The organism is Kribbella sp. NPDC058245 (genome assembly GCF_042882005.1).
Taxonomy (GTDB): Bacteria; Actinomycetota; Actinomycetes; order Propionibacteriales; family Kribbellaceae; genus Kribbella.
The window spans coordinates 162,062-188,269 of sequence record NZ_JBHVWY010000011.1 but is presented as its reverse complement, the minus strand read 5'-3'; the positions used below and the strand labels follow the sequence as shown (position 1 = coordinate 188,269).

Sequence of the window (26,208 nt, the reverse complement as noted above, 5' to 3'; positions counted from 1 at the left end):
CCCTCGCGGGCAGCCCCGAATCCGTTGTATGCAAGGCTATTTCAGTTCGGCGGAGGTCTTGCCGAGGAGGCGGCGGGCGACGATGAGTTGCTGGATCTGTTGGGTGCCTTCGAAGATGTCGAGGATCTTGGAGTCCCGGGACCACTTCTCCAGGAGGTGGTGTTCGGAGTAGCCGAAGGAGCCGGTGAGTTCTACGCAGCGCAGCGTGATGTCGTTGGCGGTGCGGCCGGCTTTGGCTTTGGCGATAGAGGCTTCGAGGGAGTTGGGGCGGCCGTTGTCGGCCATCCAGGCGGCTTGAAGGGCCAGGAGGTGGGCGGCTTCCCAGTCGGCTTCGAGTTGGAGGTAGGTGGAGGCGGCGGCTGGTTGGAGGTGGGTGGGACGGTCGTAGTCGATCTCGACACCCGCCTCGGCCAAGAGGTCTCGGGTCAGTTCGAGGGATGCGCGGGCAACGCCGACCGCCATGGCCGCGACCAAGGGGCGGGTGTTGTCGAAGGTTTGCATGACGCCCGCGAAGCCTTTGCCTGCGTCGATCTCGGGCGAACCGAGCAGATTGGCGGCGGGAACTCGGGCGTTCTCGAAGCGGATGGTGGCGGTGTCGGAGGCGCGGATGCCGAGTTTGTGTTCGAGGCGTTCGACGGTGACGCCCGGGGTGTCCTTGGGGACGACGAAGGACTTGATGGCGGCGCGACCGGCCGACTTGTCGAGGGTGGCCCAGACGACGACGGCGTCACAGCGGCCGCCGGCGGTGACGAAGATCTTCTCGCCGTCGATGATGTAGTCGTCGCCGTCGCGGCGGGCGGTGGTGCGGATGCTGGCGGAGTCCGAGCCGCACTCGGGCTCGGTGATCGCCATGGCCGCCCAGACGCCGTCGAAGCGGCGGAGTTGTTCATCCGAGGCGACCGACGCGATGGCCGAGTTGCCGAGGCCCTGGCGCGGCATGGAGAGCAGCAGGCCGACGTCGCCCCAGCACATCTCCATGATGGAGAGCACCGAGGACATGTTCGAACCGTTCTTGATGCCGCTGTCTTCACTGCCTTCGGTACGGCGGACTCCAGCTGCACCGGCTCCCGAACCGGTGCCTGAGGCCCCTAAACCGTCGACCATCGCGGCAAGCATGTCCAGCTCGACCGGATACTCGTGCTCGGCCAAGTCGTACCGGCGGGAGTTCGGCCGCAACATCTCGGCGGCGACCTGATGTGCCTGGTTGACGAAGGCCCGGAACTTGCGGGGCGTCTCGAGGTTGATCATCAGACGAGCACCGCACCTTCCATGATGCCGATCGCGCGCAGATCGCGGTACCAGCGTTCGACAGGATGTTCCTTCACGAACCCATGCCCACCAAGGAGCTGTACGCCGTCGGTACCGATCTGCATGCCCTTGTCGGTACACAGGCGCCGGGCCAGCGCGACCTCGCGAGCGAACGAAAGTCCTTGCTCAGCACGCGATCCGGCCCGATACGTCACCAGCCGCATACCTTCGAGCTCGATCGCGATGTTCGCAACCATGAACGCGACCGACTGACGGTGGCTGATCGGCTCACCGAAGGCAGTGCGCTCATTCACGTACGGCGTCACATAGTCGAGCACCGCTTTCGCCGTACCGAGGGAGAGCGCGCACCAACTGAGCCGCGAGAGCCGGACGCACTCGATGTAGTCGTCAAACGTGCCAAGCTGAACAGCCGGTACGTCGTTCAGAATCACCCGGCTGAGTGAAGCGCCCCGGAGCCCCATCGACGGCTCGGCCTCGATGGTGACGCCGGGGTGGCCGGATTCGACCAGGAACAAGGCCGGACCGCGATCCTCGAGCTGGGCGGCGATGACGAAGAGTTCGGCCTCGGCTCCGCGCGGGACCAGCGACTTTACGCCGGTCAGCTTGCCGCCGGTCACCCGGGTGCGCAGGTCGAACGGGTCGAACAGTGGGCGTGGCTCCAGGATCGCGAGTGCGGCGGCAGCGACCGAGTCACCGGTGAAGGCCGGCAGGTACGTCGCTTGCTGGGTCTCGTCGCCCCACAGCGAGATCGCCGTACTCACGGCAGCCGGAGCCAGGCAGGCAACCGCCTGGCCCATGTCCCCGTGAGAGAGCGCTTCCGCGACGAGAACGCCGGTCATCGCGGAGCGCTCGGTGACGATGCCGCCGAGCTCCTCCGGGACCTCGATCAGGCTCAGCCCCAGCTCGGCGGACGAGCTCAGCACCTTCGCGTCGGTCGCACAGGCGGTGTCCGCCGCGGCTGCGGCCGGGCGCAGGACCTCCGCGGCGAACTCACGCACGACCTCGACGACCGTCTGCTGGTCCTCGGTCGGCGTCAGGTCGAACTTCCCGGTCCCCCGCGCCGCCGGCAACCGTGACGGTTTCGCCAACTTCGACGCGGCCGAGAAACTCCGGGAGAGCGCTCCCGCCGTCCGGAAACCGCTCTTCGTCGCCTCGAACACCACCCGCTCGGTCTGCTTGCGCCACCCGAACCGGTCGATCGTGCGCGACTTCGCGAGCCGGTTCAGCCACGCAACCCCGACCCCGATGACGTCCCGGCGACGTTCTCGCTCCAGAAGGCTCATACCCGCCACTGTAAACCGAAGTTACAACCGGAGTCACGTGACCCAGGTCACTGGCGATAGCTCCCCGTCCGAAACTCGTCGACGAGCGCCGGCCGAGTCGGCTGCCAACCCAACTCCCGAGCCTTGACCGCGGCGGTCGCCTGGTCGAGGAGCAGCGCCTCGGCGAAGTAGTCGCCCAGCCGCCCACGGGCCTCCGCATCAGACCCCGGTACGACGCCGGCCGCCCCCACCGCATCAGCCGCCGCGGCCGTCAACTCGGCCACCGTGGAGTTCACCCCGTCCCCGACGACGTAATACCCGTGCGCGGAATCGCTCTCCAGCACCCGCCGGAAGAAGTCGGCCAGATCCGCCACATGCACCGTCGGCCAGTGCTGTGCACCCGAGCCGATCGTGATCAGCCGACCGGCCTCGTCCCGCGGAGATCCAAGCAGTACGCCGGGAACCCCGCCACCGGCGTCGCCGTACACGACTCCCGAAACGATCACCGAGCCGCGAACCCCCTCGGCAGCCAGCACCCGGCGTTCGATGGACTCCCGCCACGCCACCAGCGCGGGCGCCGCGAATGGCGACTCCTCGGTGATGGCCGCGTTGTTGCCATAGACCCACAGACCACTGATGTGCAGATACGGCTTGCCGCTCCCGGCGAACGCCGCGATCGCCGCATCGGCCACGGCCGCGTCCAGCTCGGCGCTCGTCGCATCCCCCGGACTTGCCGTGTGTACGGCGCCGTCCGCCGCTCCGAGGACCTTCGCCAACGCCTCCGGATCGTGGAAATCAACCACGACCGGCGTCGCGCCCTGAGCAGCGACGGCATCGGCATGACTGTCGTCGCGCAGCAGCGCGGTCACCTCGTGACCATGCGCGCGCAACTCGGCGAGGATGTGCGAACCAACGAACCCGGTTGCTCCGGTCAGTGCCACCTTCATCGTTCTCGACCTCCGATATGACTGCGATGAATTGAACATTCAAGTCAACGGAGTCGTCCTCCGGCGTATTCCCGGCCCCGCCTGATAGATTCACCGAATGAGCGGCAGCAAGAAGTCGCCGGCCGTCGACGAGCACGCCGACCTGTGGCTGAGCCCGGACGAACTGAGCTCCTGGCTGTCCGTCGTCCGGCTGGTCACCCGGCTCCCCTGGGCCATCGACACCCAGCTTCAGCGCGACGCCGGCCTGAGCATGATCGAGTACCAGACCATGGCCATGCTCAGCGAGACCCCCGGCCAAACCCTGCGGATGAGCCTGCTGGCCGAGCAGACCAGCACTTCCTTGTCACGCTTGTCCCACCTGGTCAAACGGCTCGAGTCCCGCGACTACGTCCGGCGCGAGCCGGACCCGGCCGACGGCCGCTTCACCAACGCGATCCTGCTCCCTGACGGGTTACAGGCCCTGCAGGCCGCCGCACCCGCCCACGTGGCGTACGTGCGCCACCTGGTCGTCGACAACCTCACCCCCGAGCGCCTGCGCCGGATGGGCCAGGACGCCGAGCGCATCCTCGGCCGGATCGACTCCCCCGCCCGCTGACCACCAGCCCCACCCAGACGCCTCCTTGGCCGTTCAATGACTTGAACGTTAAAGCCGCAGCACCTCATCGAGGAGCACTGTGATCAACCGCTGACGTCTTCCGCCTTGGCTGTGAGGTAACGCTGCTCCGGCAGGCTCGTCGTACGGCGGGCTGCGGCGAGGTAGTGCTCGCGGGCTTTGCCTGGCTCACCGGCGCGCTCGTACAGGTGGGCGCGGACGGCGTCCAGGCGGTGGGACTCGGTGAGGTTCTTGTTGTCGTCGAGGGTGGCGAGCAGGTCGAGGCCGGCTTGCGGACCCTCGACCTGGGACAGGGCGATCGCCCGGTTGAGGGTGATCATCGGGTTGGGCGTCAGCTTCTCGAGGATCAGGTAGAGCGCGTGGATCTGCGGCCAGTCGGTCGCCTCGGCGCTGGGAGCTTCGGCATGGACGGCGGCGATCGCGGCCTGAATCTGATACGGGCCGACTCCGCCCTGGGCCATCGTGGCCAGGATGAGCGTGGTGCCCTCGGAGATCTGGGCGTGATCCCAGAGAGCGCGATCCTGCTCGTCGATCGGGATCAGCGAACCGTCGGCGGTTGTCCGGGCCGCTCGGCGGGAGTCGGTCAGCAGCATCAACGCGAGCAGGCCCGCGACCTCGCCGTCGTCGGGCAGGGCGGCGCGCAGCATGCGGGTGAGCCGGATCGCTTCGGCGGTCAGTTCGACTCGTTGCAGCGACTCGCCGGAGCTCGCCGTGTAGCCCTCGTTGAAGATCAAGTAGAGGACCTGTCGCACGACCTTCACCCGGTCGGCGAGCTCCTCGGCCGGCGGCAGCTCGAACTGGCTGCCCGCCGCCTTGATGCTCTTCTTCGCCCGGCTGATCCGCGGCGCCATCGTTGCCTCGGGCACCATGAAGGCGCGCGCGATCTCACCGGTGGTGAGACCGCCGACCGCGCGCAGCGTGAGCGCGACCTGAGACGCCGGCGTGACCGCCGGATGGCAACACAACAGGAGCAGCGTGAGCGTGTCGTCGCTGTCTGGGTCACTGACGGAATCGGCAGCCGGAGCAACCAGCTCCTCCGCCCCGCCCATTGCGGCCACGGAGTCCTCACGGCGGCGCCGGGAGCTCTCGCTGCGGAACTGATCCGTCAGCCGCCGAGTGGCGACCGTGATCAGCCAGCCACGCGGGTTATCCGGTACGCCGTCCGCCGGCCACTGCGTCGCCGCCGCCAGCAGCGACTCCTGTACGGCGTCCTCACACAGATCGAACTGTCCATAACGCCGCGTCAGGAACCCGAGCACCTGCGGCGTCAGCTCACGCAGCAACTCCTCCATGCTCACCCCGCCGATTGTGCCACCGCTCCGGTCAACCGACGGTACGCCAACGGATTGCTCAGCAGGGCAGTGTTGTCGGAGAACTGGTCCACGGTCCCGATCAACGGCAACGCCCGCAGTCCCGCATCGGTCACCGTCGCCAGGCAGGCCTCGGCAAATCGCTCAGCACCAAGAACCAGCGCCGGCCGCTCGTGGAACGGTCGCGGCGTCGGGTCGACGGTCGGCGTGATCGACAACTTGTTGTGCCGCTCCCCCAGCAGTCGGTAGGCGGTCGTCAGCGCCTGCTCCCGGGCCGGATAGTTGTCGGCAGCAAGGACGTCGGCCAGCACGCGATCGAGTCCGTCCGGGTGACCGAGCTGAGTGAACGCCGTCCCCATCCACTTCGAGTACGGCGCGTAGGTCCGCGACTGCAGGAGCGCCAACCGCATCAGATCCCGGGTCAGCCGAGCCGCGAGGACGCGTGAGCCCAGCTCGTCACCAACCTCGTGGGTGCGCTGCACGAACGGCTCCTCTTCGCCGATCCGCGCCCATTGACACCCCATCGACCAGCGCCAGATCTCTTCCGGATACCACTGCAAACGGTCCCGGACAGGCGCGAGTCGTCCGTCATCGGCGAACACCTGCCCGGCGACGACACCGAGCACCTTCTGCTGTGGCGTGATCAACCAGTCGGCAGTGCCAACCCCGAGCGAGGCGTCGAACCCGAGCAGGTCGACCAGCCAGTCCCCGAGGGTCGTGACCGTGATGTGGTGAATCGGTTCCTGCGTATCCCACCCGAACCGCACCGGATACCCGTCGTACTCATCCGGCAACGCCCGCTCAACCGCCGCACGCACCGGCTCCGGCTCGTCCACGAACACCTGCAACCGCGGTCCCCACCCGTGATCCATCGACCGCTCGGTGTCGTACCCGAGGACATCCGAGCCCCACCCCAGCAACCCGGCCGCATGCGATACGTCGACCGCCGGCCTGATCACATCTGCGTAGAACGCCGCGCTGAGCTCCCGAGCCGACCTGAATCCCGTCACCGGCCCATCATTCAGCGGCCGCCCGCAGCTGTATAGCCGATTAGAGCGGACCGCCACCACCCACCAACTCTGATCGGCGCACCCGGTTCACGCTCAGCGCGCCCTTTCCGGACGGCTGCTGAGCGACTTGGTCAGTGGTGCAGGTCCGCCTCGAACGCCCAACCGCTCCACCGATCGACCCGTACGGCGATCACCGGCCCCCGCGGCGGGTTCGCGGCGTACTGCGGGTACTTCGTGATCAGCAGTTCGACCTCAGGCGGCGGGGTGTCGAGCACTCGGGCGACACCGTCGGCGCGGACCCACCAGAGTTGAGACCAGTCCACGTCGTCATATTCGTCGACCAGCAGCGTCACCGACGGATTGGCGGTGATGTTCCGGAGCCGCCGCAGGTTCGTGGTGGTCTTCGGCTTGTGGTCGATAGCGATGAAGACCTCGTCGCCGGCAACGGCGAAGGTCACTGGGACCAGGTGCGGCTGTCCATCCGCGCTGACGGTCGCCAACCGGGCCACCCGCGCACTCGCGAAACGTGAGCGGCAGGTGGACTCGGGGAGCTTCACTTCTGCAGGCGACGGAGCGCAGCGGTCGGGAACGAGCGAGTGACCGGGCCGAGCAGCGAGGCGTCGCGCAACGCCGTACGGGCAGCGAGGTGACCGCAGGCACCGTGGACGCCGCCGCCTGGGTGGATCGCCGAGCTGCCCAGGTACAGGCCGTCGACGAAGGTGCGCGGGCTCCCGAGACCGATCGTCGGCCGGAAGATCAACTGCTGCTGAAGCTGCATCGTGCCGCCGCCGAGCGCTCCGAAGCCCAGCGCCGCGTTCCCTGCCTCCAGCACACTCGGCCGCTGCAACTCGCGCTCGATCACCACCGAGCCGAATCCGGGCGCGAACCGCTCGATCGCGCGCTCCATCCGCCCCGACAACTTCTCCGCGGCCTCGTCGTCGGCGATGCCGCGCGGCAGGTGCGCATACGCCCAGACCGCCTCAGTCCCTTCCGGCGATCGCGATGGATCCGACTTCGTGGTCTGCCCGATCAGCAAGAACGGCTGCGCCGGCACTCGCCCAGTGTCCAGATCCGCCGACAGATGCACCAGCTCATCGGCCGTCCCGCCAAGGTGAACCACCCCGGCAGAGCGTGCCTCGGCCGCCTTCCACGGAATCGGTCCGCTCAAGCGGAAGTTCAGTTTGACGGTCGGATAGTCCCACTCGAACCGCTCATCCAGATCCCGCCGCAACCCGGCCGGGATAGTTGCCCCCGACAACAGACCGTCGTACAGCGCCGGAGCGGAAGTATCCGCGATCACGGCTCGCGAGACCGCGACCCGCTCCCCCGAAGCAGTCAGTACGGCGGTCGCCCGGCCACCGGTCACCTCGACCGAAGTCACCGGCATCGACGCAGCGAACAGCACGCCGGCACGCTCAGCTCGCGCCACCAACGCACCGGAGAACGCACCAGATCCACCAACAGCAACCGGATAACCAACGTCCTGCGCCAGCATCGCCAGCAACCAGCCCATCGTGCCGCTGACACTGCCCGACAAAGGCGAATCAGCATGCAGCGCGTTCCCCGCCAGCAATGCACTACCCCGCGGCCCGGCGAACAACTCCTTGCCCATCCGATGCATCGGCATCGCCATGAAGCGCGCGAAGCGCAGCAGCTCCCCCGCCGACCCGAGCTTGCGAACCAGCTTGATCGCCGGCGCCACCGGCGGCCACCCAGTGAGCAGCGATTTCAGCAGCGGCTCCCGCAACGCGACGTACTGCTGGTAGAGCCGCAGCCACGCCTCGCCGTCACCCGGATGATCAGCACCGACCGACTTCGCCGTGTCCTCGGGATCAGGGTGAATCGCGACCGCCGTACCCTCGTCCGCGTCGAGCAGGTGCGCCAGCGGCAGCGGCGCTTGACCCCACTTCAATCCGAACCGCTCGAGCTCGAGCGCCCGGATCACCGGCGACGCGACACCCAGCGGGTAGTTCGAACTGAACCGGTCGCTGACCCAACCGTCACTGCTGCTCGACCGCACGGCACCCCCGAAGGTGTCCGCGGCCTCCAGCACCAGCACGTCCCACCCGGCATCGGCCAACCCGATCGCGCTCACCAGCCCATTGGGCCCCGAACCGATCACCACGGCATCAACACTGCGCGGCAGCATGCCTATGACCTTAACTCCACCACCTGCGCCAGCCCCGCGACCTCCCGGGCGCGCCCACTTCTTGACGGCGGTGGGGACTCAGCTGAGCTGGCCGGCGTGGATGACGACGATCACCACTGAATTGGCATAGATGTCGTAGAGAACCCGGAATCGCCCGACGTCGAGCCGCCGGATTCCGGGCGATCCGAACTCGACGGACCACTCGGGCCGCGGCTCGTCCGCGAGGGTGTCGATCGCGGTCATGAGCTGTTCGAGCCCGGCGGGATCCTCCTCGAGATAGCCCGCGGCCTGGTCCAGAGCACGTTCGCTCCAGACGACTTGATAGGTCACGCCTGGCTCATGCCAAGCCGGCGCCTAACCTCGTCGTGCGGGACCGTCTGCACCTGCCCCGTCGCCTTCGCGGCCTGATACAACGCGACGGCCAGCTGGTCTTCGAGATCGGCCAGTTCCTGCGCGGAGATGATCACCGCGGCGGCCTCGCCGTGATCGGTGATCGTCGTCCGTTCACGGCGGGCCGAGGCTCGGCGCACCAGCGCACCGAGCTGGCCGCGAGCCTCGGTGATCGGCAACGTGTCACTCATGTACAGAACTGTACACTTCATGTCAGTACGTCGATAGCGTCCCTACGACCTGAGCTCTATCTCCCTTGCGAGCGCTGTGACCTCCTGGGCGCGGCCGACCATCGCCGGGTCGGCCATCCGGCCATCCGGGAGCACGACCACGCCGCCGGACTGGTCGACCGCGGTGAGGAGCTCGAGGGCCTCGGCGACCTGTTGGGCGCTCGGGGTGAAGCACTCCACGATCGTGGCCAACTGGTCGGGGTGGATCGCCATCCGGCCGACGAACCCGAGCGCCCGGCCGGCCAAGCTCGTCCGGCGCAGCCCCTCGTCGTCATCGACCCGCGCGTGGACCGACATCATCGGCGCGCCCAGCCCGGCCGCTCGCGAGGCCGACACGAGCCGTCCACGCGCCCAGGTGAGTCCCTCCGAACCGTCCACCCCGAGCGAGCTGCGCAGATCCGCCTCGCCCAACGCGATCGCGATCACGCGCGGGTCCGCCGAGGCGATCTCGAAGGCGCGCTCCAAACCGAGCGGCGACTCGATCAGCGCCGTGATCTTTGCCGATGGCACCTGTTCCAGCACCTCGAGAACATCGAGAGCGCTCTCCACCTTGGGCACGCGCAACCGGATCCCCGGTACGGCGGCCACCGCGGCGAGGTCGTCCGCAAGCCACGGCGACCCGGGCGCGTTCACTCGCAGCTCCACCCGATCCTGCGGATGGGCAGCGATCCAGGCCACTGCCCACTGGCGCGCCGCGGCCTTGGCATCGACCGGTACGGCGTCCTCAAGGTCGAACACCACCAGATCCGGGCCCGCGGCAACGGCTTTCGCGAACCGATCCGGCCGGTTGGCCGGGACATACAACCCTGTTAACACAAGCTCCCCCTACAACTAGACCACGCCTGCTGCACGTAAAGCCGCGAGCTGTTCCGGAGTCACCCCGATCTCGGCCAGCACTTCGTCGGTGTTCGCACCGTGCCGCCGCCCCGCCCAGCGGATCGATCCCGGTGACTCCGACAGCCGGAAGAGCACGTTCTGCATCTCCACCGGCCCACCCAACTCATCGTCCTCCACGGCAACGATCGTCTGCAATGCGGCGTACTGCGGATCGCTCACGATCCCGCGGATGTCATGGACCGGACCCACCGCAGCCTCGGCCTTCTCGAAGGCATCCATCACCTCATCAAGCGGTCGCGCGGCAATCCACGAACCAACCGCCTCATCCAGCTCATCCGCGTGGAGAGCGCGCTCACGCCCAGTGGCAAACCACGGCTCGGCCACCAGATCGCCGCGCCCGACCAGCGTGATCACCCGCTCGGCAATGCTCTGCGAACTGGTCGACACCGCCACCCAACGCCCGTCCGCCGTCCGGTAGACGTTGCGCGGCGCATTGTTCGACGACCGATTCCCCAACCGCGGTTGCACATACCCGGTCTGCTGGTACGCCGTGATCCCGCCACCGAGCATCATCAGAATCGGCTCGATGATCGCCATGTCGATCACCTGCCCGGCGCCCGACCGATCCCGTTCACGCAAAGCCACCAGTACGGCGTACGCGGTGGCGAGCGCGGTGATCCCGTCCGCGAGCCCGAACGGCGGCAGCGTCGGCGGCCCCTCAGGCTCCCCGGTCACAGCCGCGAACCCGCTCATTGCCTCAGCCAACGATCCGAACCCAGGCCGCCCACTCCACGGGCCCACTTGCCCGAAGGCCGTCACCCGCGCAATCACCAACCTCGGATTCGCCTCGAGCAGCACCTCAGGCCCGAGCCCCCAGCGCTCCAGCGTCCCCGGCCGGAAGTTCTCCACCAGTACGTCGTTCCGCCGCACGAGATCCAGGAAGACGTCCCGTCCCTGGGACAGGTCGAGCGTCGCGAGCCGCTTGTTCCGGCCGAGCGTCTTGAACCACAGCCCGATGCCGTCCTTCGAGGCGCCGTGCGTCCGCGCCGCGTCCGGGCGTGCCGGATGCTCGATCTTCGTGACGTCCGCCCCGAAGTCACCCAGGAACGTTGCCGCCAGCGGTCCCGCGAACAGCGTCGCCGCCTCAAGCACCTTCACCCCGTCGAGAGGAGCAGGCCTCATCCCGCACACCGGAAGCCGATGGTCTCCGACCGGTCGAGTCCGCCACCGGTCAGCACCAACTTGAAGCTCACTTCCGGTTCGCGCGGTCCCCCGTCGGCGTACCAATCGGAGCCCTCGGCCTGATAGTGCGAACCGCCCTTGAGGATGCAGAACCGGCTGCGGCCGTCGCGGTGTTCGCTCTCGGTCAGGTTCCACACCAGCGGCTCGGCCCGGGCGAACCCGTCCAGCCCGGCCGCGACCTGCCACTCGTCCTCGGTCGGCAACCGCCCACCACGCCAGGCCGCATAGGCCCGCGCGTCCGGCAGATCGACATACGTCACCGGCTGGTCTTCGGTCCCGGCCACCGGCGCACCATCGACCCACTGTGCGAGGAACCGATTGGCGATCAGCGGCCGATACCCGGTCGCCTGCACAAAAGCGAAGTACTCCGCGTTCGTCACCTCGGAGACCGCGACCGCGATCCCCGGCAACTCGACGTCGCGCGTGACCGTGCGCACGTCGTGCAGGCGAGGCGGCAACGGCTTCCACTCATCCACGTACGGCGCTTGGTCGTACAACCCGGTCTCGCGGCGCCGGTGCTTCACCGTCAGCCGCTGAGCACCAGCCGGTACGTCGACGGTCGGGCCGATCGACGCCGTACCGGAGACTGTTGGCACCGGCAACCGCTCCGCCGGCCGCATCGGGAACGCGGAATCATCAACATGCGGCCGCTCGAGCGTGCCCAGCTTGCGCGCAGTCGTCCGGCAACTCGCGCCCGCGGTCGCGCCGACCCGGATGATGCCAGTCACACCACGGCCCGGTACGACGAGATGGACGCCGTCGTCGTTCGCCGTGATCGGTACGCCGGACGTCACGTCGTACCAGTCGCCGACCTGATCCTCCGACCGCAGCACGATGCCCTCGAAGTCGTCCTCGTGCCGGTTGATCAACGTCCAGAACGTGATGTCCTGCAGGTCGAAACGCGAACCGTAGATGCCGTGCACGCGCGCCTTGTCCGGGATCTCCGGCGTCAGCTGGATCCAGTCGCCGTCGATCAGCACCGGCGCGAAGGCACGCTGCGCGGTCACCATCCGGCGCAGGGTCGCGCGGTCGCGGGCGTTCCAGCCGACCCAGCTGGAGAAGACCGACTCCCAGACCAGGATCCCGACGCCGTTGATCCACGCGGACTGCAGCTCCGCGCTGTGGTCGCGGTGCCAGCGGCGGGTGTGGTGCATCATGTGCCGGCGCTCGAACAGGTGCGCCCGCAGTACACCCGGCGCATGCGTGTCGGCGAACCACTGTGCCCACGACAGCGCATGATCACTGACCCTTGCCATCGGCAACCGTGACTCGCCCTCAAGTGCGATCGCCGGATTGGCCGCCCGCAATGCCCGGGTGAAGGTTGGGTCGCCTTCCTTCAACGTATCGAGGAAAACCCCGTCGACGGCGTAGTCCGTCACCAACGCAGCGAACTCTGCCGCGTCCGAACGAGCTGCCCGCCGCGTCCCGACATCCCAGGGGTTGTAGTCGAAGAAAACCTTCACACCAAGGCGATGCAGGTCATCGATCAGCTCCCGCAACCCCGGAACATCGCGGTAGAAGTCGAACTGATTGCGCGAGTCGATACCGATCACCGGGTACGCGTGCCACAGCACGATCGCGTCGTGCCCACCGAACTGCTCGATCCCGTGCCGGACGAATTTCTCCGGAGTGAACCGCCCGGTCGAGACGTCGTACAGCAGGTCGTCCCACAACCAGACGAGCGCCACCGAGTACGCCGTCTGGGTCCACGCGCGCTCGGGCACGTCGTACTGCGTGCTGTTGTACGGCGTCCGGTCGTACGAACCGATCAGCCACTCGGCGAGCTTGGCCCGCCACCGCGGCAGATCCGCGGGGTCTTCCGGTGCGCCGAGAATCTTGGCGTCGTCGAGAAAGGACAGGTCGGCCCGGAACCCCAGATCCACCCGGGACGGCAGATCGATAGGCCTCGGCTCGAGCGGACTCACAGATACACCTCCGCATAACGCGCGTCGATCGCATCCCCGTGAGGCACCGAGGCAATGGCTCCCGCCGTTTGGACACTCAGTGCAGCAGCAACGTTAGCGCGTCGGACCGCGTTCGTCAGGTCGCGGGGGGTAATCGGCTCGATAGCTGACACGGAAGCCAAGGTTGCCGCGAGCACCCCGCAGAACGTGTCGCCCGCGGCCGTGGTGTCGACGACCTCGACCGGTACGCCGGGAACCGTGATCTCGTCGTTCCCGCGGGTCAGGATCACCGCGCCGGCGCCGCCGAGCGTGACCACCGCGGCCGGCACCAGCTTCAGCAGATCGCTGCGGTCCGAGCCACCGATCGCCTCGGCTTCACTCTCGTTCACCACGAGCAGGTCGACGTCGGCCAGCAGTGCACTCGGCAACTCGGCCGCCGGAGCCGCATTCAGGATGAAGTACGAGCTCGTCGCCGCGGCTTCCTGCACGGTCGCCATCGGGATCTCCAGCTGGGCCAGCACGATCTTCGCGCCGCCGATCACGTGGGCCGCCGCCGGCGTCAGGGCCAGCTCGCCGTTGGCGCCGGGGGCGACCACGATCGAGTTCTCACCACTCGCCTCGACCGTGATGATCGCCGTACCGGTCGGGGCGTCCGAGGTCGTGACCAGCGAGAGGTCTACCCCAGCTTCGACCAGAGTGTCGCGGAGCAGCGTTCCACCGTCGTCAGCGCCGAGGCACGCGACCATCGCCGTCTGCGCACCGGCCCGCGCGCTCGCTGCCGCCTGGTTCGCGCCCTTGCCACCGGGGCCGCGGGTCATCACGCCCGCGAGCACGGTCTCGCCGGGGCGAGGGATGCGCTGCACGGGGAGGACCAGATCCACGTTCGCGCTGCCCACGACGACAACGTCAGACTCCACCCCGGGCCACCTCCACAGTCCTGTCCGCCAGTTCGTCGATCGCCAGCCGTGCCATCCCCGGCAGGCTGGTGGCCAACCGGTTCTTTAGTGGTGCAGACCACTCTGCCGGAACTCCCCGGACGGCGCCAAATACGGCACCGACGGTGGCCCCGACCGAGTCCGTGTCCCACCCTGCCATGACGGAGCGGCCAACCGCGGCCGTGAAGTCGGGTGCCGTCAAGGCGTATCCGGTCAGTGCCGAATTGTTCACGGCATGTACCCAGTGCAGGTCGCCGTACTCCGCGTGGAGCGCGTCCAGAGCGTCATCCAACGGGTACCCCGCCAGCGCGAGCCCGAACCGGACCGCGCGGGAGAGCGCTCCATCACCCGAGATCACATCCAGCCCGGCCAGCGCCGCCTCGACCGGCGAGTCGACCACCATCGCCGCGGCCGACATCGCGGCCACCCACAGCGCGCCGTCCACCCCGGCACCAGTGTGGCTGAGCCGAGCGTCGACCAGGGCGAGCCGGGCGGCCGCCGTACGGTCGCCGGGGCGTGTCCAGCCGTAGACATCAGTTCGGATCTGGGCGCCGATCCATTCGCGGAACGGGTTGCCGACGACGGCCGCTCTGCTGGGGTCGACGCCGTCGAGAAGGTTGCGGTAGGCAACACGCTCGGCAGTGAAAACCCTTGCTGCAGGGAGATCCCGCAGCCAGGTCTGCGCGACATCCTCGGTGGTCAGCGCCTCGCCGTACTGTTCGAGCATCCGCAGGGCGAGGACGGCGTAGTTGAGGTCGTCGTCCTCCGGCATCCCGTCGATCACCTCCCGCAGGCTGGTCGGCGCGGACGCCCGGTTCCACGGCCACCGCTGCAGGACCTCCTCCGGTACGCCGACGGCCGTCACGTACTGCGTGAGCGGCCACTGCCCGGACGACTGCAGGATCTCGCGGATGCCCTCGCGCGGGATCTTCTCCACGGGTTTGCCGAGCAGGTTCCCGGCAGCTCGACCGAGCCAAGCGTCGTGAATGCGTTCCGTCGAAGTACCGAGTTGTGGCAGCGACGGGATTTCGGGCTCGACCCAATCCGGCGTGCGCGCATCGAGTTGGCTCAGGAGCTCACGCGCCAAGGCGCGTAGTTCGGAACTGGCCGGCTTGTCGGACGCACCCGAGACGGGAGCCTCGGCCGCTCCCCCAGCGACGATCCAGCGTTTCTGCAGGTCAGCGACCTCGACGCCCTCCGACCGGCACTGAACCAGCTGATGCGGCAGCAGATCCTCCGGCTGCACCCACGTCAATCTCATCAGGACAGATTCTCCAGTACTTCGGCCCTTCGCGCCCACCGACGCGCATCAGCCTCGTGCAACTCGCGCGCCACCGACGTCATCAGCACCCCTGGCCGGACTAGATCGGTCCGGCTCGCCTCCGCGACCTCGGCCGCCCACTCAGCCGGTACGCCGTTCAGTCCGCCGAGCGCACCGGTGATGGCGCCGGCCATCGACGCGATCGAGTCGGCGTCCCGGCCGTAATTCGTGCCGCCGAGCACAGCACGCCGTACGTCGCCCTCGGAGACGAGGACGAACCCGAGCGCGATCGGCAACTCCTCGATCGCCTTCGTCCGGCTCGGCCTTCTCGCGTCCAGCGACTGATCGCGATAGTCAGGACCCACACTGTCGAACGGCTCAACCGCGTTGCGCAACAGGGGAATTGCTTCTTCCCAATCCGCCAGACCGCTCGCCGCCTCGGCCACCGCCTGGATGGCCTTTCGGGTACCGTCCTTGGCCACGGCGAGTGCCGCCTCGACGACTTGGACTGTTGTTGCCTCTGGCACCATTGCGGCGGCGACCGCGGCCGCGAACACTCCGGCTGCCTCCCGCCCGTAGCTCGACTGATGCGCACCGGCGACGTCGATCGCCTCGTTGTAGGCGCCGACCGGATCTCCGGCGTTCGCGATCCCGACCGGCGCCATGTACATCGCGGCACCGCAGTTGACGATGTTGCCGACGCCGGCCTCGCGCGGGTCGACATGTCCATAGTGCAACCGGGTCACGAGCCACTTCTCGGCCAGGAAGACGCGTTGCAGCAACAACGCGTCGGACTCCAGCTCCGGAACCCAGCGGCGGCCCGTGATCATCTTCGGTACCAGCGACTCGGCGATCGCGTACGCGTCCAGGTGCGCCCGGCGTTCGTCGTACACCTCGACCAACGCGTGCGTCATCAAGGTGTCGTCGGTGATGTGCCCATCGCCCTTGTGGTACGGCGCAATCGGCCGCGCGGTGCGCCAGTCGTCGTACCAGGGACCGACGATGCCGGTCACCCAACCGCCGTGCCGTTCGCGGATCGCCGCCGGGGTCCAGCCCTCGACGGCCCCGCCGATCGCATCGCCAACGGCGGAACCGACAAGGGCACCTGTCGACTTGTCTTCCAACGCACTGTCAGGCATCAGCTGTTGACCTGCCCCCATCCGTCACTCAGTTTCTTGCCCAGGGCACTCAGATCGGTCTTGTTCGCCAGGTACTCCTGCAGCGCGGGAGTCGCGATCTGGTCTTTCCACTTCGGGTAGTTCTCCACACTCTGGAACGGCGCCTTGGTCAGCTCGGCGCCGCTGGCGAGCGTCTGCTGCCAGCCGTCCTTGCCGCCGGTCGTCTTCAGGATCGCGTCCCGGGCCGCCTGTGTGGTCGGGATCAGCCAGTCGCCCTGACCGACCGCGGCCAAGTTGTCGGCCTTCATGAAGTAGTCGATGAACTGCGCCGACTGCTTCACGTGCTTGCTCTCCGCCGGTACCGAGAGGGTCTGCGGGTTCGCGGCCTGCTTGGCGCTGGTCCCCTTGAGCGGCGGCAGTACCTCCCACTGGAAGCCCTTCGGCGCCTCGGCCTGGATCTGCTGGGCCGCGTAGTTGCCGCCGACAACCATCGCGTACTTGCCGGCATAGAAGCCCGGCAGAACATCCGAACCACTCTGCGTCAACGAGGTCGGGTCGATCGATTTGTCGGTATAGGCCATCTCATGGATCCGCTTCGGGACCTCGAGCTCGGCGTCGCCGATCGCGGCCTTGGCGTCACGACCGGTGCCGTCGAAGAACTTGGCGTCGAAGTTCATCCCGAGGTTGAGCACGGTCGCGGTCGGGCTCTTCAGCCCCCAGCCGAGGCCGTGCTTTCCACCGGCGGTGAGCTTCTTCGCGTTGGCCGCCAGGTCGTCCCAGGTGAGCGCGTCTCCGGTTGTGGTGATCCCGGCCTGCTTCAACGCGGTGGTGTTCGCGAAGACGACGTACGACTGCAGCAGGGTCGGCGCCGCGTACACCTTGCCCTCGCTGGAGACCGTGTCCCAGACCCCTTGCGGTACGGCGTCCTTGGTCGCCTGACTCAGGTACGGCGAGAGGTCCGCGAGGTAACCCTGGTTGACGAAACCGGTGATGTCGGCGGACTCGTCATGGATGATGTCCGGCGCGGTCCCACCCTGGAACTGGGTGACGAGCTGGTCGTGCACCGAATCCCAGCTGCCCTGGACGTACTCGACCTGGATGTTCGGGTTGGCGGCGTTCCAGTCCGCGACGATCTTCTTGGTCGCGGCGACGGTCGTCTTCTGGAAGGCCAGGCTCTGGAACTTCAGGGTGACCTTCTCGTTCGGGTCACTACCTGAGTCGTCGCTGCTGTTGTTGCAGGCGGCAAGCGTCACCAGAGCGCTTGCCGCGAGCAACGCTGTTACTACTTTCCTCACAGGTTTCTCCTAACCTTTGACGGCGCCGCTCAGCAGGCCGGAGGTCAGCCGGCGCTGGAGGAACGCGAAGAACACGAGGCTGGGCACGGTCGCGAGCACGGACGCGGCGGCGAGCGGGCCGAACTGGACCTGCCCTTCCGCGCCCACGAAGCGGGCGAGGACCAGCGGCAGGGTCTTGAGCTCCGGGTCCTGCAGCAGGACCAGGGCGAAGAAGAACTCGTTCCACGCCGAGATGAACGTGAACATGGCGGTCGCGATCAGCCCTGGCCGGAGCAGCGGCATCACGATCGCGACGATGGTCCGGATCCGGCTCGCACCGTCCACCGCCGCTGCCTCTTCGAGCTCGCGCGGCACGGCGGCGACGTACCCCTGGAGCATCCAGAGAGCGAACGGCAACGACCAGACCAGGTAGACCAGCACGACTCCGGGGATCGTGTTGGTCAGGTGCAGCGGTCGCAGGATCATGAAGAGCGGGATCACGATCAGGATCACCGGGAACACCTGGCTGACCAGGATCCAGCCGTTGGTGATCGGGCGCAGGCGACTGCGGAACCGGGCCAGCGCGTAGGAGACCGGGAGGGCGACGATCAGCACCAGGATCGTGGTCAGGACCGAGATCTGCAGGCTGTTGCCGAGGGATCGGACCAAGCCCTGCTCTTCGAGAGCGTTGGTGTAGTTCGAGACATCGAGGTGCTTCGGGAGCAGGCTCGGCGTGATCGATGCGAACTCGCGGGGCGACTTCAGCGAGCTGGAGATCAGCCAGAGCAGCGGGAACGCGAGAAACACCAGGTAGCCGAGGACAGCGGCGTACTGGAGGGCTCGGGCGAGCGGACGCGTCTTCATGCCCTGTCTCTTTTCATGCCTGGCTCCGGAGCCGGTTGCGCAGGTAGAAGGCGAGGAACACGATGATGACCACGACCATCACGTCACCCATCGCCGCGGCCATGCCGAAGTTCCCGTAGCGGAACGCCTCGTTGTAGGCGAACAGCATCGGCAGCATGGTCTTGCCGCCCGGGCCGCCCGCGGTGAGCACGTAGACCAGGCCGAACGAGTTGAAGTTCCAGATCAGATCCAGGCTGGTGATCGCCACGACGACGGTCTTGAGCTGCGGCAGCGTGATATTCCAGAACTGGCGCCACCCACTCGCGCCGTCGACGGCCGCAGCTTCGTAGAGAGAGCGGTCTATCCCCTGTAACCCGGCCAGCAACGTCACGGTGGTCATCGGCATGCCGACCCAGATACCGACCACGATCACGGCCGGCAACGCCGCACTGAAATCCCCGAGGAAGTTGATCGGGTGATCGGTCAGGTGCAGGTCCTGGAGGAGCTTGTTGACCGGGCCGTTGGTCGGGTGCAGCAGGAGCCGCCACATGATCGCGACCACCACCGGCGGCATCGCCCACGGGATCAGCGCGAGCGTCCGGGCGACGCCGCGGAACCTGAGGTTGGTGTTCAGCAGCAGCGCGAGACCAAGCGCGGCGACGAACTGCAGGATGGTCACCGAGAGCGTCCAGATCACGCCGATCCGGAACGACTCCCAGAACAGGTCGTTGTGCAGCAGCTTGCCGAAGTTGCCGAGGCCGATGAAGTCCGTGTCGACGCGCAGCCCGGCGCGCGCGTTCGTGAACCCGAGAGCGATTCCCCGGATCAGCGGGTAGACGCTGAGCAGCAGGACCGGGATCAGCGCGGGCAGGAAGAGGAAGATCGCCTCCCTGTTCTGCTTCGGGCGGCTCACGTGGACCGCCGGACACTCAGCGACGGCTGCACGATGATCCGGCGCGGGGAGCGCTCTCCGTCCTCGATCCGGGCCAGCAACAACTCCGCCGCCCGTCGCCCCCGCTCGGCCGACCCGAGGTTCACACTCGTCAGCGGCGGGAAGCACTGCTCGGCCAGCTCGCTGTCGTCCATCCCGACCAGCGCAACATCCTTCGGTACGTCGAGCCCAGCGGCGGCCAGCTCGTGCATCAACCCGACCGCCAGCAGGTCGTTCGCCGCGATCACCGCATCGAACGCCGGCCTGCCACCCACCACACTGCCCTTCCGGCCGCCGGCAGCGTCGCGTTCACCGCTGAGTAACCGCTCTCCCGCCGCTCTCCCAGCGGCAAAGGTGAAATCCGCCGCCTCGACCGACGCGATCGGCTGCAACCCTTGCGCACGCAGCGCGTCCGCAAACCCCTTGGCGCGCGCCTCCCCCGGAACCGTGTCGGCCGGACCGTTCACGAACGCGATCCGCTTCCGGCCCCGCGCTACCAGGTGCTCAACCGCCAGCACCATCCCCTTCGGGGAGTTCGCCCGGACCGTGTCCACCCCGGCCTTGGCCGGAACGTTGCCGGCGACAACCACCGGTACGTCGCACTCCTGGATCGACTTGATCAGGTCGTCGTCGACCCGCAGCGGGCTGATCACCAGCCCATCGGCGTACCCCCGGGCCATCCCCCGGACCAGCGCGACCTCGTCGACCACATCCGGCCCGGTCGTGGTCACCACCAGCCGATACCCGGCCGCGGACACGACCTCCTCGACCGCGCGCATCATCGTCACGTAGACGGGGTTACCGACATCAGCCACGGCCAACGTCAGCTGGAACGTCCGCCCCACCTTGAGCGACCGTGCCCGCGAGTCCGGCACATACCCGAGCTCGTCGACAGCTCGCCGTACCCGCTCGGCCATCTCCTCGGTCGCCGGCAACCCGTTCAGCACCCGCGACACCGACGCCACCGAGACCCCCGCGGCCCGGGCCACTGCAGCGATCGTCGGACGACTCACGGCGTACTCCTGTAATCGTTCTTGTAATCGTTTACAGAGCGACCCTAAGCGGCGGCTCCGACGACGTCAACAGCTCACATACTGGGATCGGCTCCACGCCCCGCCAAACCCAACTAGCCTCATCGACTTAGTAGCCCTTGCCCACCGCCCGGGAGTTTCGATGACCGACAAGCCACCGCCCTCGCCGCGGAAAGTCGCGATCGCGGCGTGCGTCGGCGCGACCATCGAGTGGTACGACTTCTTCCTCTACGGGACCGCCGCCGGGCTCGTCTTCAACAAGCTGTTCTTCACCGGGCTGAGTGGTTCGGCCGCGACCTTCGCGTCGTTCGCGACCTTCGCGGTCGGGTTCCTGGCGCGGCCGGTCGGCGGTCTGGTGTTCGGGCATTTCGGGGACCGGATCGGGCGCAAGCAGATGTTGCTGCTGACGCTGGTGATCATGGGCGTCGGGACGACGCTCATCGGTCTGCTGCCGACCTACGACCGGATCGGGGTCTGGGCGCCGATCCTGCTCGTCGTATTGCGCATCCTGCAAGGGATCGGCGTGGGCGGTGAGTACGGCGGCGCGGTCCTGCTCGCGGTCGAGTACGCACCACCCGGCCGGCGCGGATTCTTCGGCAGCTTCGCGCACATCGGCGTACCGGGTGGGTTGTTCCTGGCATCGGCCGCGTTCTCGCTGGCGAGTCTGCTGCCCGATGACGCGTTCCTGGCCTGGGGTTGGCGGGTCTGCTTCCTGGTCAGTGCCGGATTGCTTGCCATCGGCGCCTATATCCGGCTGTCCGTGATGGAGACTCCGGCGTTCGCGAAGGTGCGGGAACGCAAGGAGGTCTCCAGCGTCCCGCTGTTCGACCTGCTCAAGGAACACCCCCGGTCCCTGCTGCTCGGGATGGGCACCCGCTACATCGAGGGCTTCACCTTCAACCTCTTCTCGGTCTACCTGCTCTCGTACGTCGCCAACGACCTGAAGCTCCCGCGCAGTTACGCACTGAACGGAATCGTGGTCGGCGCCCTGATCGGGGTCGCGCTGATCCCGATCGCGGGAGCGCTCTCCGACCGCGTCGGCCGCAAGCCCGTCTACCGCGCCGGGACGTGGGCCGCGTTACTGTTCGCGTTCCCCGCCGCGGCCTTGGTGCAGCACGGTACGTCGGTCACCGTGTTCATCGCGCTCGCGATCGGCATCGGCGTACTGGATGGCGTGATCTACGGCCCGCTCGCCGCGTTCTGGGCCGAACTCTTCAGCACCCGCGTGCGGTACACGGCGCTGGGAGCGCTCTATCAGCTCTCCGGCATCGTCGCTTCCGGGCTGACCCCGTTGATCGCCGCCTGGCTGGTGAGTCTCGGTGGCGGCGACCTGTGGTGGCTGGCGACGTACAACGTGCTGATCGCGATCATCAGCCTGCTCTCCGCGAGAGCGCTCCCCGAGACGCTCGGCCGTTCTCTCGACTCTGACAAGCATGTACTGGATGGAGCTGTTCGATGACCCTCACCTTCCACTGGTTCCTGCCCACGTCGGGCGACTCGCGCAACATCGTCGGCGGCGGCCACGGGGCGGACGTCGTACACCGGGATCGGCCGGTGACGACGCGCTACCTGCGGCAGATCGTGACGGCGGCCGAGGATCTCGGGTTCGTCGGTGCGCTGACACCGACCGGCTTGTGGTGCGACGACGCATGGTTGTCGACGGCATCATTGCTCGACTCGACCGATCGGCTGAAGTTCCTGGTCGCCTTCCGGCCAGGGCTCCTCTCCCCCACGCTGGCCGCGCAGATGGCGACCACGTTCCAGAACCAGTCCGGCGGCCGGCTCCTGCTCAACGTGGTGACTGGTGGTGAGCCGACCGAGCAGAAGGCCTTCGGCGACTTCCTCAGCAAGGACGAGCGATACGCGCGCACCGACGAGTTCCTGGCGATCGTGCGCAAGCTGTGGGAACACGGCGACCCGTTCGACTATGCAGGTAAGCATCTTCGCGTCGAGCAGGCTCGACTCGTGTCAGTACCCGACCCCACGCCGCCGATCTACTTCGGTGGTTCCTCCGCAGCCGCCGGCCCAGTGGCCGCCGCGCACAGCGACGTCTACCTGACCTGGGGCGAACCGCCGGCCGCCGTTGCCGAGAAGCTCGCCTGGATCCGCAAGCTCGCCGCCGACGCCGGTCGCACCGTGCGCTTCGGCATCCGGCTGCACGTCATCACCCGCGACACCTCCGAGGACGCCTGGCGCGAAGCCCGCCGACTGCTCGACGCACTCCCGCCGGAGACGATCGCCCGGGTCCAGGAAGGCTTGCGGCGCAGCGAATCCGAAGGCCAGAAGCGCATGCTCGCCTTGCACGAGGGTCGCCCCGAGGACCTCGAGATCTACCCGAACCTCTGGGCCGGCGTCGGCCTCGCCCGCGGCGGAGCCGGTACGGCGCTCGTCGGCAGCCACCGCGAAGTCGCCGACCGCATCAAGGAGTACGCCGACCTGGGCATCGACGAGTTCATCCTCTCCGGCTACCCCCACCTCGAAGAGGCCTACTGGTTCGGCGAATCCGTCCTCCCCCTCCTAGCCCGCGACAACCGCTGGCACCACCCCGCCGGCCACCACGTCACCCCGCCCAACGCCGTACCGTTCGCCGTCTGACGTCCGAACGACCCGCGCACACAGTCGGCGCGTCTTCGGACGTTAAGTGAACATCGCCCGGAGTTTCCGGCGCCACCCTCAACCGGAGCGTGGCACCCACAGCACCAACGAGGCGCCCCGGCCACCAGTTGTGGCAGGAGACAGCTAGCGGAGGCAGGAGACAGCTAGTGGTGGCAGGAGACCTGTGGCTCGCCGTCTCCGGCCACCATTGCCTGTCTCCGGCCACCATTTCCCGCACATTTGCCGGGCATGGAGATCCAGCGCGACCGCCGGTCGAAGGGCGGCGGGTGATCATCCGTGACCAGGCTCGACCTCCAGCCAGGGTGTTAACGTCCGAAGACACGCCGACGACACCCTCCGATCCTTCGGACGTTAGCCCGCCAACCCCGTGATGCGTCCGCCGATCTTCGGACGTTAGCCCGGCAACCCCGTGATGCGTCCGCCGATCTTCGGACGTCAGCCCGCCAACCCCGTGATGCACCCGCCGATCCTTCGGACGTCAGCCCGCCAACCCCGTGATGCACCCGCCGATCCTTCGGACGTTAGCCCGCCAACCCCGTGATGCACCCGCCGACTGTGAGGACTGGGCCATCGAGTGTGCCGACTGTGTCGTCCTCCAACGATTACCCGCGACAATCTCCGCACAGTCGAGCCCGGACCGTGGCAGATGCGCGGCGACTGAAGCCACCGTGCGCGCAGACACATTGCGCCACTCGGCATTTGGTGGGTTAACCCATGAGGTTGTGGGTTCTGCACCCGCATGAGGGTGCAGAACCCACCAGCGGATGGGTGAACCCATCAGATGGGGAAGGGGCAGGGGCCGGGGCCGGGGCCGGGGCCGGGGCCGGTACGACGGCGTGGGTTGTACGGCGGTTGGGGGTTGTACTGCGTGGGGGTGGTTAGTTGTCGTCTTCGTCGGCGCCGGGGCGCTCGGCCCAGGGGGTTTCCTTGGCCGGGCGGACGACGATGAGTTTGTCGCCGGCGGCGAGGACTGAGACGTTGGCGTCGTAGTAGCGGTGGACCTTGCCGTCGCGGACGACCGAGACGACGCGGTCGGGCAGGGCGGACGGGGGCTTGCCGACCTCGCGGCCGAGGACTGGGCGCTCGGCGACCTCGAGACCCTCGCCGTAGGTGAGCAGGTCCTCCATCACCTCGCCCAGGTTCGGGCTGACCGCGGACAGGCCGAGCAGCCGGCCGACCGCCTCGGAGGAGGTGACGACCGCGTCGGCGCCGCTCTGCCGGAGCAGCGGCACGTTGTCCTCTTCGCGGACGGCGACCACGATGTGTGCGGTCGGGTTGAGCTGCCGCACGGCCAGCGTGACCAGTACGGCGGAGTCGTCGCGATCCGTGGTGACGATGACCTCGCGCGCCGACATCACCTCGGCCCGCCGCAGCACCGTGCGGTTCGTGGCGTCACCGTGGAACGCGGCCATCTGGTCGTTGCCCGCGTCACCGACAGCCTGGGCCCGCGGGTCGATCACGACGATGCTGTCGCGCTTGACCCCGTTGCTGAGCAGGGTCTGCACCGCAGACCGGCCCTTGGTGCCGTAGCCAACCACAACGACGTGGTCCTTCATCCGCTTCCTCCATCGGGTGTCGCGCATGACGCGGCGACCTTCGTTGGCCAGGACTTCCAGTGTCGTACCGACCAGGACCACCAGGAAGGAGATTCGCAGTGGCGTGACGATGAAGGCGTTCACCAGCCGGGCCGACGGCGTCACCGGAGTGATGTCGCCGTACCCGGTGGTGGTGAGGGTGACGGTGGCGTAGTAGATGCTGTCGATCAGGCCGACAGAGCCGTCGTAACTGTCCTTGTAGCCGTCACGGTCGACCACCACGATCAGCACCATCACGGTCAACAACGCCAGCGCTACCAGCAACCGGGTGAAGAGCTGAAAGAGCGGCGAGCGTGTGCTCGCGGGCAGGTTGACCAGTAGGCCGTGCGGATTGCGACCGGGCAGGGATGACACGGGACCGACCATATTGCACCGGCGCCTGATCCACTGCATGCGACAGGCTCTCGTGAGACAGCGCGACAGTGACCATCAGGTTGTCGCCGTCGTGAACGACCCGGGTCCGCATCCGCAGACCCTCGATCGTGCGCAGCATCGCCGCGTTCTCCGGCTGGACCACGCAGACGGCCCGGTCGGCGCCCAGATCACGCGCTGCGCCGATCACTTGGCGCAGCAACTGGGCTCCCAGCCCACGTCCCTGCCAGCCGTCCTCGACGAGCACCGCGACCTCCATCGCCGTACCGCCGAGCTCTTCCCAAGGGGCAGCCGTAGCCATCCCGACCACGGAACCGCCGATGGTCGCGACGACCGAGACCCCACCGGCGGGGGCCGACAGGTGCCGCGCCGTACGGGTGGTCAGCTTCGGCATCGGCACGTGATAGCGCCGGGTGCGGCTCTCGTGCGAGCAGCGCTCATGCATGGCGACGACAGCCTCGGCGTCCTCGACCGACGCACGACGCAACTCCGGTACGCCGCTGCCGGGCCGCGGACCGTCGATCACCGGCTCCTGCAACCGCTCGGCCAGCCGGCCTGCAATCTCGACCAGGACATCGGCCCGGGCCCACTCGGCCGGCGTGTACTCGCCGAATCCCTGGAGGGTGCCGAGCTCGTCGTCGACCGACAGCGGGTCCTCCACCAGCCGCAGAACGGCCCGCAGATACCGCGTCGGAGCATCACTCAGTACGTCGGCCTGACACGGCTTGACCGTGGTCCGGACGCAGCCGGCCTCGGTGACCAGGGCGGTCAGGTCCTCGGCGGACCAACCCACACCGGTGGACACGACCAGCTCGTCGACAGCACCGGTTTCGGCGGTGAAGACTTCCAGGCTCAGGATATTGATGTCGTCCGCACCACACCGTGCAGCGAGTTCGGCCAGTGCACCGGGCCGGTCGGCGAGTTCGGTCCTGATCTTCCAGAGCATGCGGACGCCCTCCCTCGTGGAGCTTCGTCCCTCTACTCTGCGGGCGACCTGTTGCCTCGCCGGGTCGCGAATGTTACGTCCGCGTCAACGCACGCCCCGTCATTCGCGACGCATTGTCACTAG

At 67.8% G+C, this 26,208-nt stretch carries 24 protein-coding genes; 3 read left to right on the top strand and 21 right to left on the bottom strand.

Features of this window, described 5'->3' with window-relative positions; genetic code table 11:
* Nucleotides 1–36: 36 nt before the first annotated feature.
* Genes ACFVWG_RS25465 through ACFVWG_RS25455 form a run of 3 tightly spaced genes read right to left on the bottom strand, consistent with a single transcriptional unit; the run spans nucleotide 37 to nucleotide 3,478 of the window.
* Nucleotides 37–1,248, bottom strand: a complete 1,212-nt coding sequence (locus tag ACFVWG_RS25465) for an acyl-CoA dehydrogenase family protein (protein ID WP_391545903.1) — start codon at nucleotides 1,246–1,248, stop codon at nucleotides 37–39.
* Nucleotides 1,248–2,552 (bottom strand): acyl-CoA dehydrogenase family protein, encoded by a 1,305-nt coding sequence (locus ACFVWG_RS25460; RefSeq protein WP_391545902.1) that lies wholly within the window; start codon nucleotides 2,550–2,552, stop codon nucleotides 1,248–1,250. Before ACFVWG_RS25460 ends, ACFVWG_RS25465 begins: the two co-directional genes overlap by 1 nt.
* 47 nt (nucleotides 2,553–2,599) lie before the next feature.
* Nucleotides 2,600–3,478: an NAD-dependent epimerase/dehydratase family protein gene (locus ACFVWG_RS25455; protein WP_391545901.1), complete on the bottom strand. Its 879-nt coding sequence runs from the start codon at nucleotides 3,476–3,478 to the stop codon at nucleotides 2,600–2,602.
* A 97-nt stretch (nucleotides 3,479–3,575) separates the two neighbouring features.
* Between ACFVWG_RS25455 and ACFVWG_RS25450 the strand changes: the two genes are divergently transcribed.
* The gene (locus tag ACFVWG_RS25450; RefSeq protein WP_391545900.1) at nucleotides 3,576–4,073 is read left to right on the top strand and encodes a MarR family winged helix-turn-helix transcriptional regulator; all 498 of its coding nucleotides are present in this window, start codon (nucleotides 3,576–3,578) and stop codon (nucleotides 4,071–4,073) included.
* 83 nt (nucleotides 4,074–4,156) lie between these two features.
* On the opposite strand, the gene ACFVWG_RS25445 is transcribed toward ACFVWG_RS25450, so the two are convergent.
* The 16 genes from ACFVWG_RS25445 to ACFVWG_RS25370 form a co-directional block, all read right to left on the bottom strand.
* Nucleotides 4,157–5,383 carry an RNA polymerase sigma factor gene (locus tag ACFVWG_RS25445; protein ID WP_391546020.1) on the bottom strand — a complete coding sequence of 409 codons (1,227 nt, stop codon included), beginning with the start codon at nucleotides 5,381–5,383 and terminating at the stop codon, nucleotides 4,157–4,159.
* A 2-nt stretch (nucleotides 5,384–5,385) separates the two neighbouring features.
* Nucleotides 5,386–6,411, bottom strand: coding sequence for a DUF4037 domain-containing protein (locus ACFVWG_RS25440; RefSeq protein ID WP_391545899.1), 1,026 nt, complete (start codon nucleotides 6,409–6,411; stop codon nucleotides 5,386–5,388).
* A gap of 131 nt (nucleotides 6,412–6,542) precedes the next feature.
* Nucleotides 6,543–6,968 (bottom strand): TIGR03668 family PPOX class F420-dependent oxidoreductase, encoded by a 426-nt coding sequence (locus ACFVWG_RS25435; RefSeq protein WP_391545898.1) that lies wholly within the window; start codon nucleotides 6,966–6,968, stop codon nucleotides 6,543–6,545.
* Nucleotides 6,965–8,560 carry a phytoene desaturase family protein gene (locus ACFVWG_RS25430; RefSeq protein ID WP_391545897.1) on the bottom strand — a complete coding sequence of 532 codons (1,596 nt, stop codon included), beginning with the start codon at nucleotides 8,558–8,560 and terminating at the stop codon, nucleotides 6,965–6,967. The genes ACFVWG_RS25435 and ACFVWG_RS25430 overlap by 4 nt, the downstream gene beginning before the upstream one ends.
* A gap of 78 nt (nucleotides 8,561–8,638) precedes the next feature.
* Nucleotides 8,639–8,890: a type II toxin-antitoxin system RelE/ParE family toxin gene (locus ACFVWG_RS25425; protein ID WP_391545896.1), complete on the bottom strand. Its 252-nt coding sequence runs from the start codon at nucleotides 8,888–8,890 to the stop codon at nucleotides 8,639–8,641.
* Nucleotides 8,887–9,141, bottom strand: coding sequence for a type II toxin-antitoxin system Phd/YefM family antitoxin (locus tag ACFVWG_RS25420; RefSeq protein ID WP_391545895.1), 255 nt, complete (start codon nucleotides 9,139–9,141; stop codon nucleotides 8,887–8,889). The genes ACFVWG_RS25425 and ACFVWG_RS25420 overlap by 4 nt, the downstream gene beginning before the upstream one ends.
* A gap of 42 nt (nucleotides 9,142–9,183) precedes the next feature.
* The gene (locus ACFVWG_RS25415; RefSeq protein WP_391545894.1) at nucleotides 9,184–9,996 is read right to left on the bottom strand and encodes an HpcH/HpaI aldolase/citrate lyase family protein; all 813 of its coding nucleotides are present in this window, start codon (nucleotides 9,994–9,996) and stop codon (nucleotides 9,184–9,186) included.
* 15 nt (nucleotides 9,997–10,011) lie between these two features.
* Complete coding sequence (locus ACFVWG_RS25410) at nucleotides 10,012–11,199, bottom strand: CaiB/BaiF CoA transferase family protein (protein ID WP_391545893.1); 1,188 nt, start codon at nucleotides 11,197–11,199, stop codon at nucleotides 10,012–10,014.
* Nucleotides 11,196–13,184, bottom strand: coding sequence for an SUMF1/EgtB/PvdO family nonheme iron enzyme (locus ACFVWG_RS25405; protein WP_391545892.1), 1,989 nt, complete (start codon nucleotides 13,182–13,184; stop codon nucleotides 11,196–11,198). Before ACFVWG_RS25405 ends, ACFVWG_RS25410 begins: the two co-directional genes overlap by 4 nt.
* A complete protein-coding gene (locus ACFVWG_RS25400; RefSeq protein WP_391545891.1) occupies nucleotides 13,181–14,080 on the bottom strand; it encodes a ribokinase in 900 nt (299 codons plus the stop codon). Before ACFVWG_RS25400 ends, ACFVWG_RS25405 begins: the two co-directional genes overlap by 4 nt.
* Nucleotides 14,070–15,359: an ADP-ribosylglycohydrolase family protein gene (locus ACFVWG_RS25395; RefSeq protein WP_391545890.1), complete on the bottom strand. Its 1,290-nt coding sequence runs from the start codon at nucleotides 15,357–15,359 to the stop codon at nucleotides 14,070–14,072. The genes ACFVWG_RS25400 and ACFVWG_RS25395 overlap by 11 nt, the downstream gene beginning before the upstream one ends.
* Nucleotides 15,359–16,498 carry an ADP-ribosylglycohydrolase family protein gene (locus tag ACFVWG_RS25390; RefSeq protein ID WP_391545889.1) on the bottom strand — a complete coding sequence of 380 codons (1,140 nt, stop codon included), beginning with the start codon at nucleotides 16,496–16,498 and terminating at the stop codon, nucleotides 15,359–15,361. Before ACFVWG_RS25390 ends, ACFVWG_RS25395 begins: the two co-directional genes overlap by 1 nt.
* On the bottom strand, nucleotides 16,498–17,772 hold the full coding sequence (locus ACFVWG_RS25385; protein WP_391545888.1) for an ABC transporter substrate-binding protein: 1,275 nt from the start codon (nucleotides 17,770–17,772) through the stop codon (nucleotides 16,498–16,500). Before ACFVWG_RS25385 ends, ACFVWG_RS25390 begins: the two co-directional genes overlap by 1 nt.
* 9 nt (nucleotides 17,773–17,781) lie before the next feature.
* Nucleotides 17,782–18,615 carry a carbohydrate ABC transporter permease gene (locus ACFVWG_RS25380; protein WP_391545887.1) on the bottom strand — a complete coding sequence of 278 codons (834 nt, stop codon included), beginning with the start codon at nucleotides 18,613–18,615 and terminating at the stop codon, nucleotides 17,782–17,784.
* Nucleotides 18,616–18,628: 13 nt separating this feature from the next.
* Entirely contained in the window at nucleotides 18,629–19,507 is an 879-nt protein-coding gene (locus ACFVWG_RS25375) for a carbohydrate ABC transporter permease (protein WP_391545886.1), read from the bottom strand.
* Nucleotides 19,504–20,538 carry a LacI family DNA-binding transcriptional regulator gene (locus tag ACFVWG_RS25370; protein ID WP_391545885.1) on the bottom strand — a complete coding sequence of 345 codons (1,035 nt, stop codon included), beginning with the start codon at nucleotides 20,536–20,538 and terminating at the stop codon, nucleotides 19,504–19,506. The genes ACFVWG_RS25375 and ACFVWG_RS25370 overlap by 4 nt, the downstream gene beginning before the upstream one ends.
* Nucleotides 20,539–20,698: 160 nt before the next feature.
* Between ACFVWG_RS25370 and ACFVWG_RS25365 the strand changes: the two genes are divergently transcribed.
* Nucleotides 20,699–22,015 carry an MFS transporter gene (locus tag ACFVWG_RS25365; protein WP_391545884.1) on the top strand — a complete coding sequence of 439 codons (1,317 nt, stop codon included), beginning with the start codon at nucleotides 20,699–20,701 and terminating at the stop codon, nucleotides 22,013–22,015.
* Nucleotides 22,012–23,151 (top strand): LLM class flavin-dependent oxidoreductase, encoded by a 1,140-nt coding sequence (locus tag ACFVWG_RS25360; RefSeq protein ID WP_391545883.1) that lies wholly within the window; start codon nucleotides 22,012–22,014, stop codon nucleotides 23,149–23,151. The genes ACFVWG_RS25365 and ACFVWG_RS25360 overlap by 4 nt, the downstream gene beginning before the upstream one ends.
* 899 nt (nucleotides 23,152–24,050) lie before the next feature.
* Here the strand turns inward: ACFVWG_RS25360 and ACFVWG_RS25355 are convergent.
* Both ACFVWG_RS25355 and ACFVWG_RS25350 read right to left on the bottom strand, forming a co-directional pair.
* Entirely contained in the window at nucleotides 24,051–25,001 is a 951-nt protein-coding gene (locus ACFVWG_RS25355; RefSeq protein ID WP_391545882.1) for a potassium channel family protein, read from the bottom strand.
* On the bottom strand, nucleotides 24,973–26,085 hold the full coding sequence (locus ACFVWG_RS25350; RefSeq protein ID WP_391545881.1) for a GNAT family N-acetyltransferase: 1,113 nt from the start codon (nucleotides 26,083–26,085) through the stop codon (nucleotides 24,973–24,975). Before ACFVWG_RS25350 ends, ACFVWG_RS25355 begins: the two co-directional genes overlap by 29 nt.
* Nucleotides 26,086–26,208 lie beyond the last annotated feature (123 nt).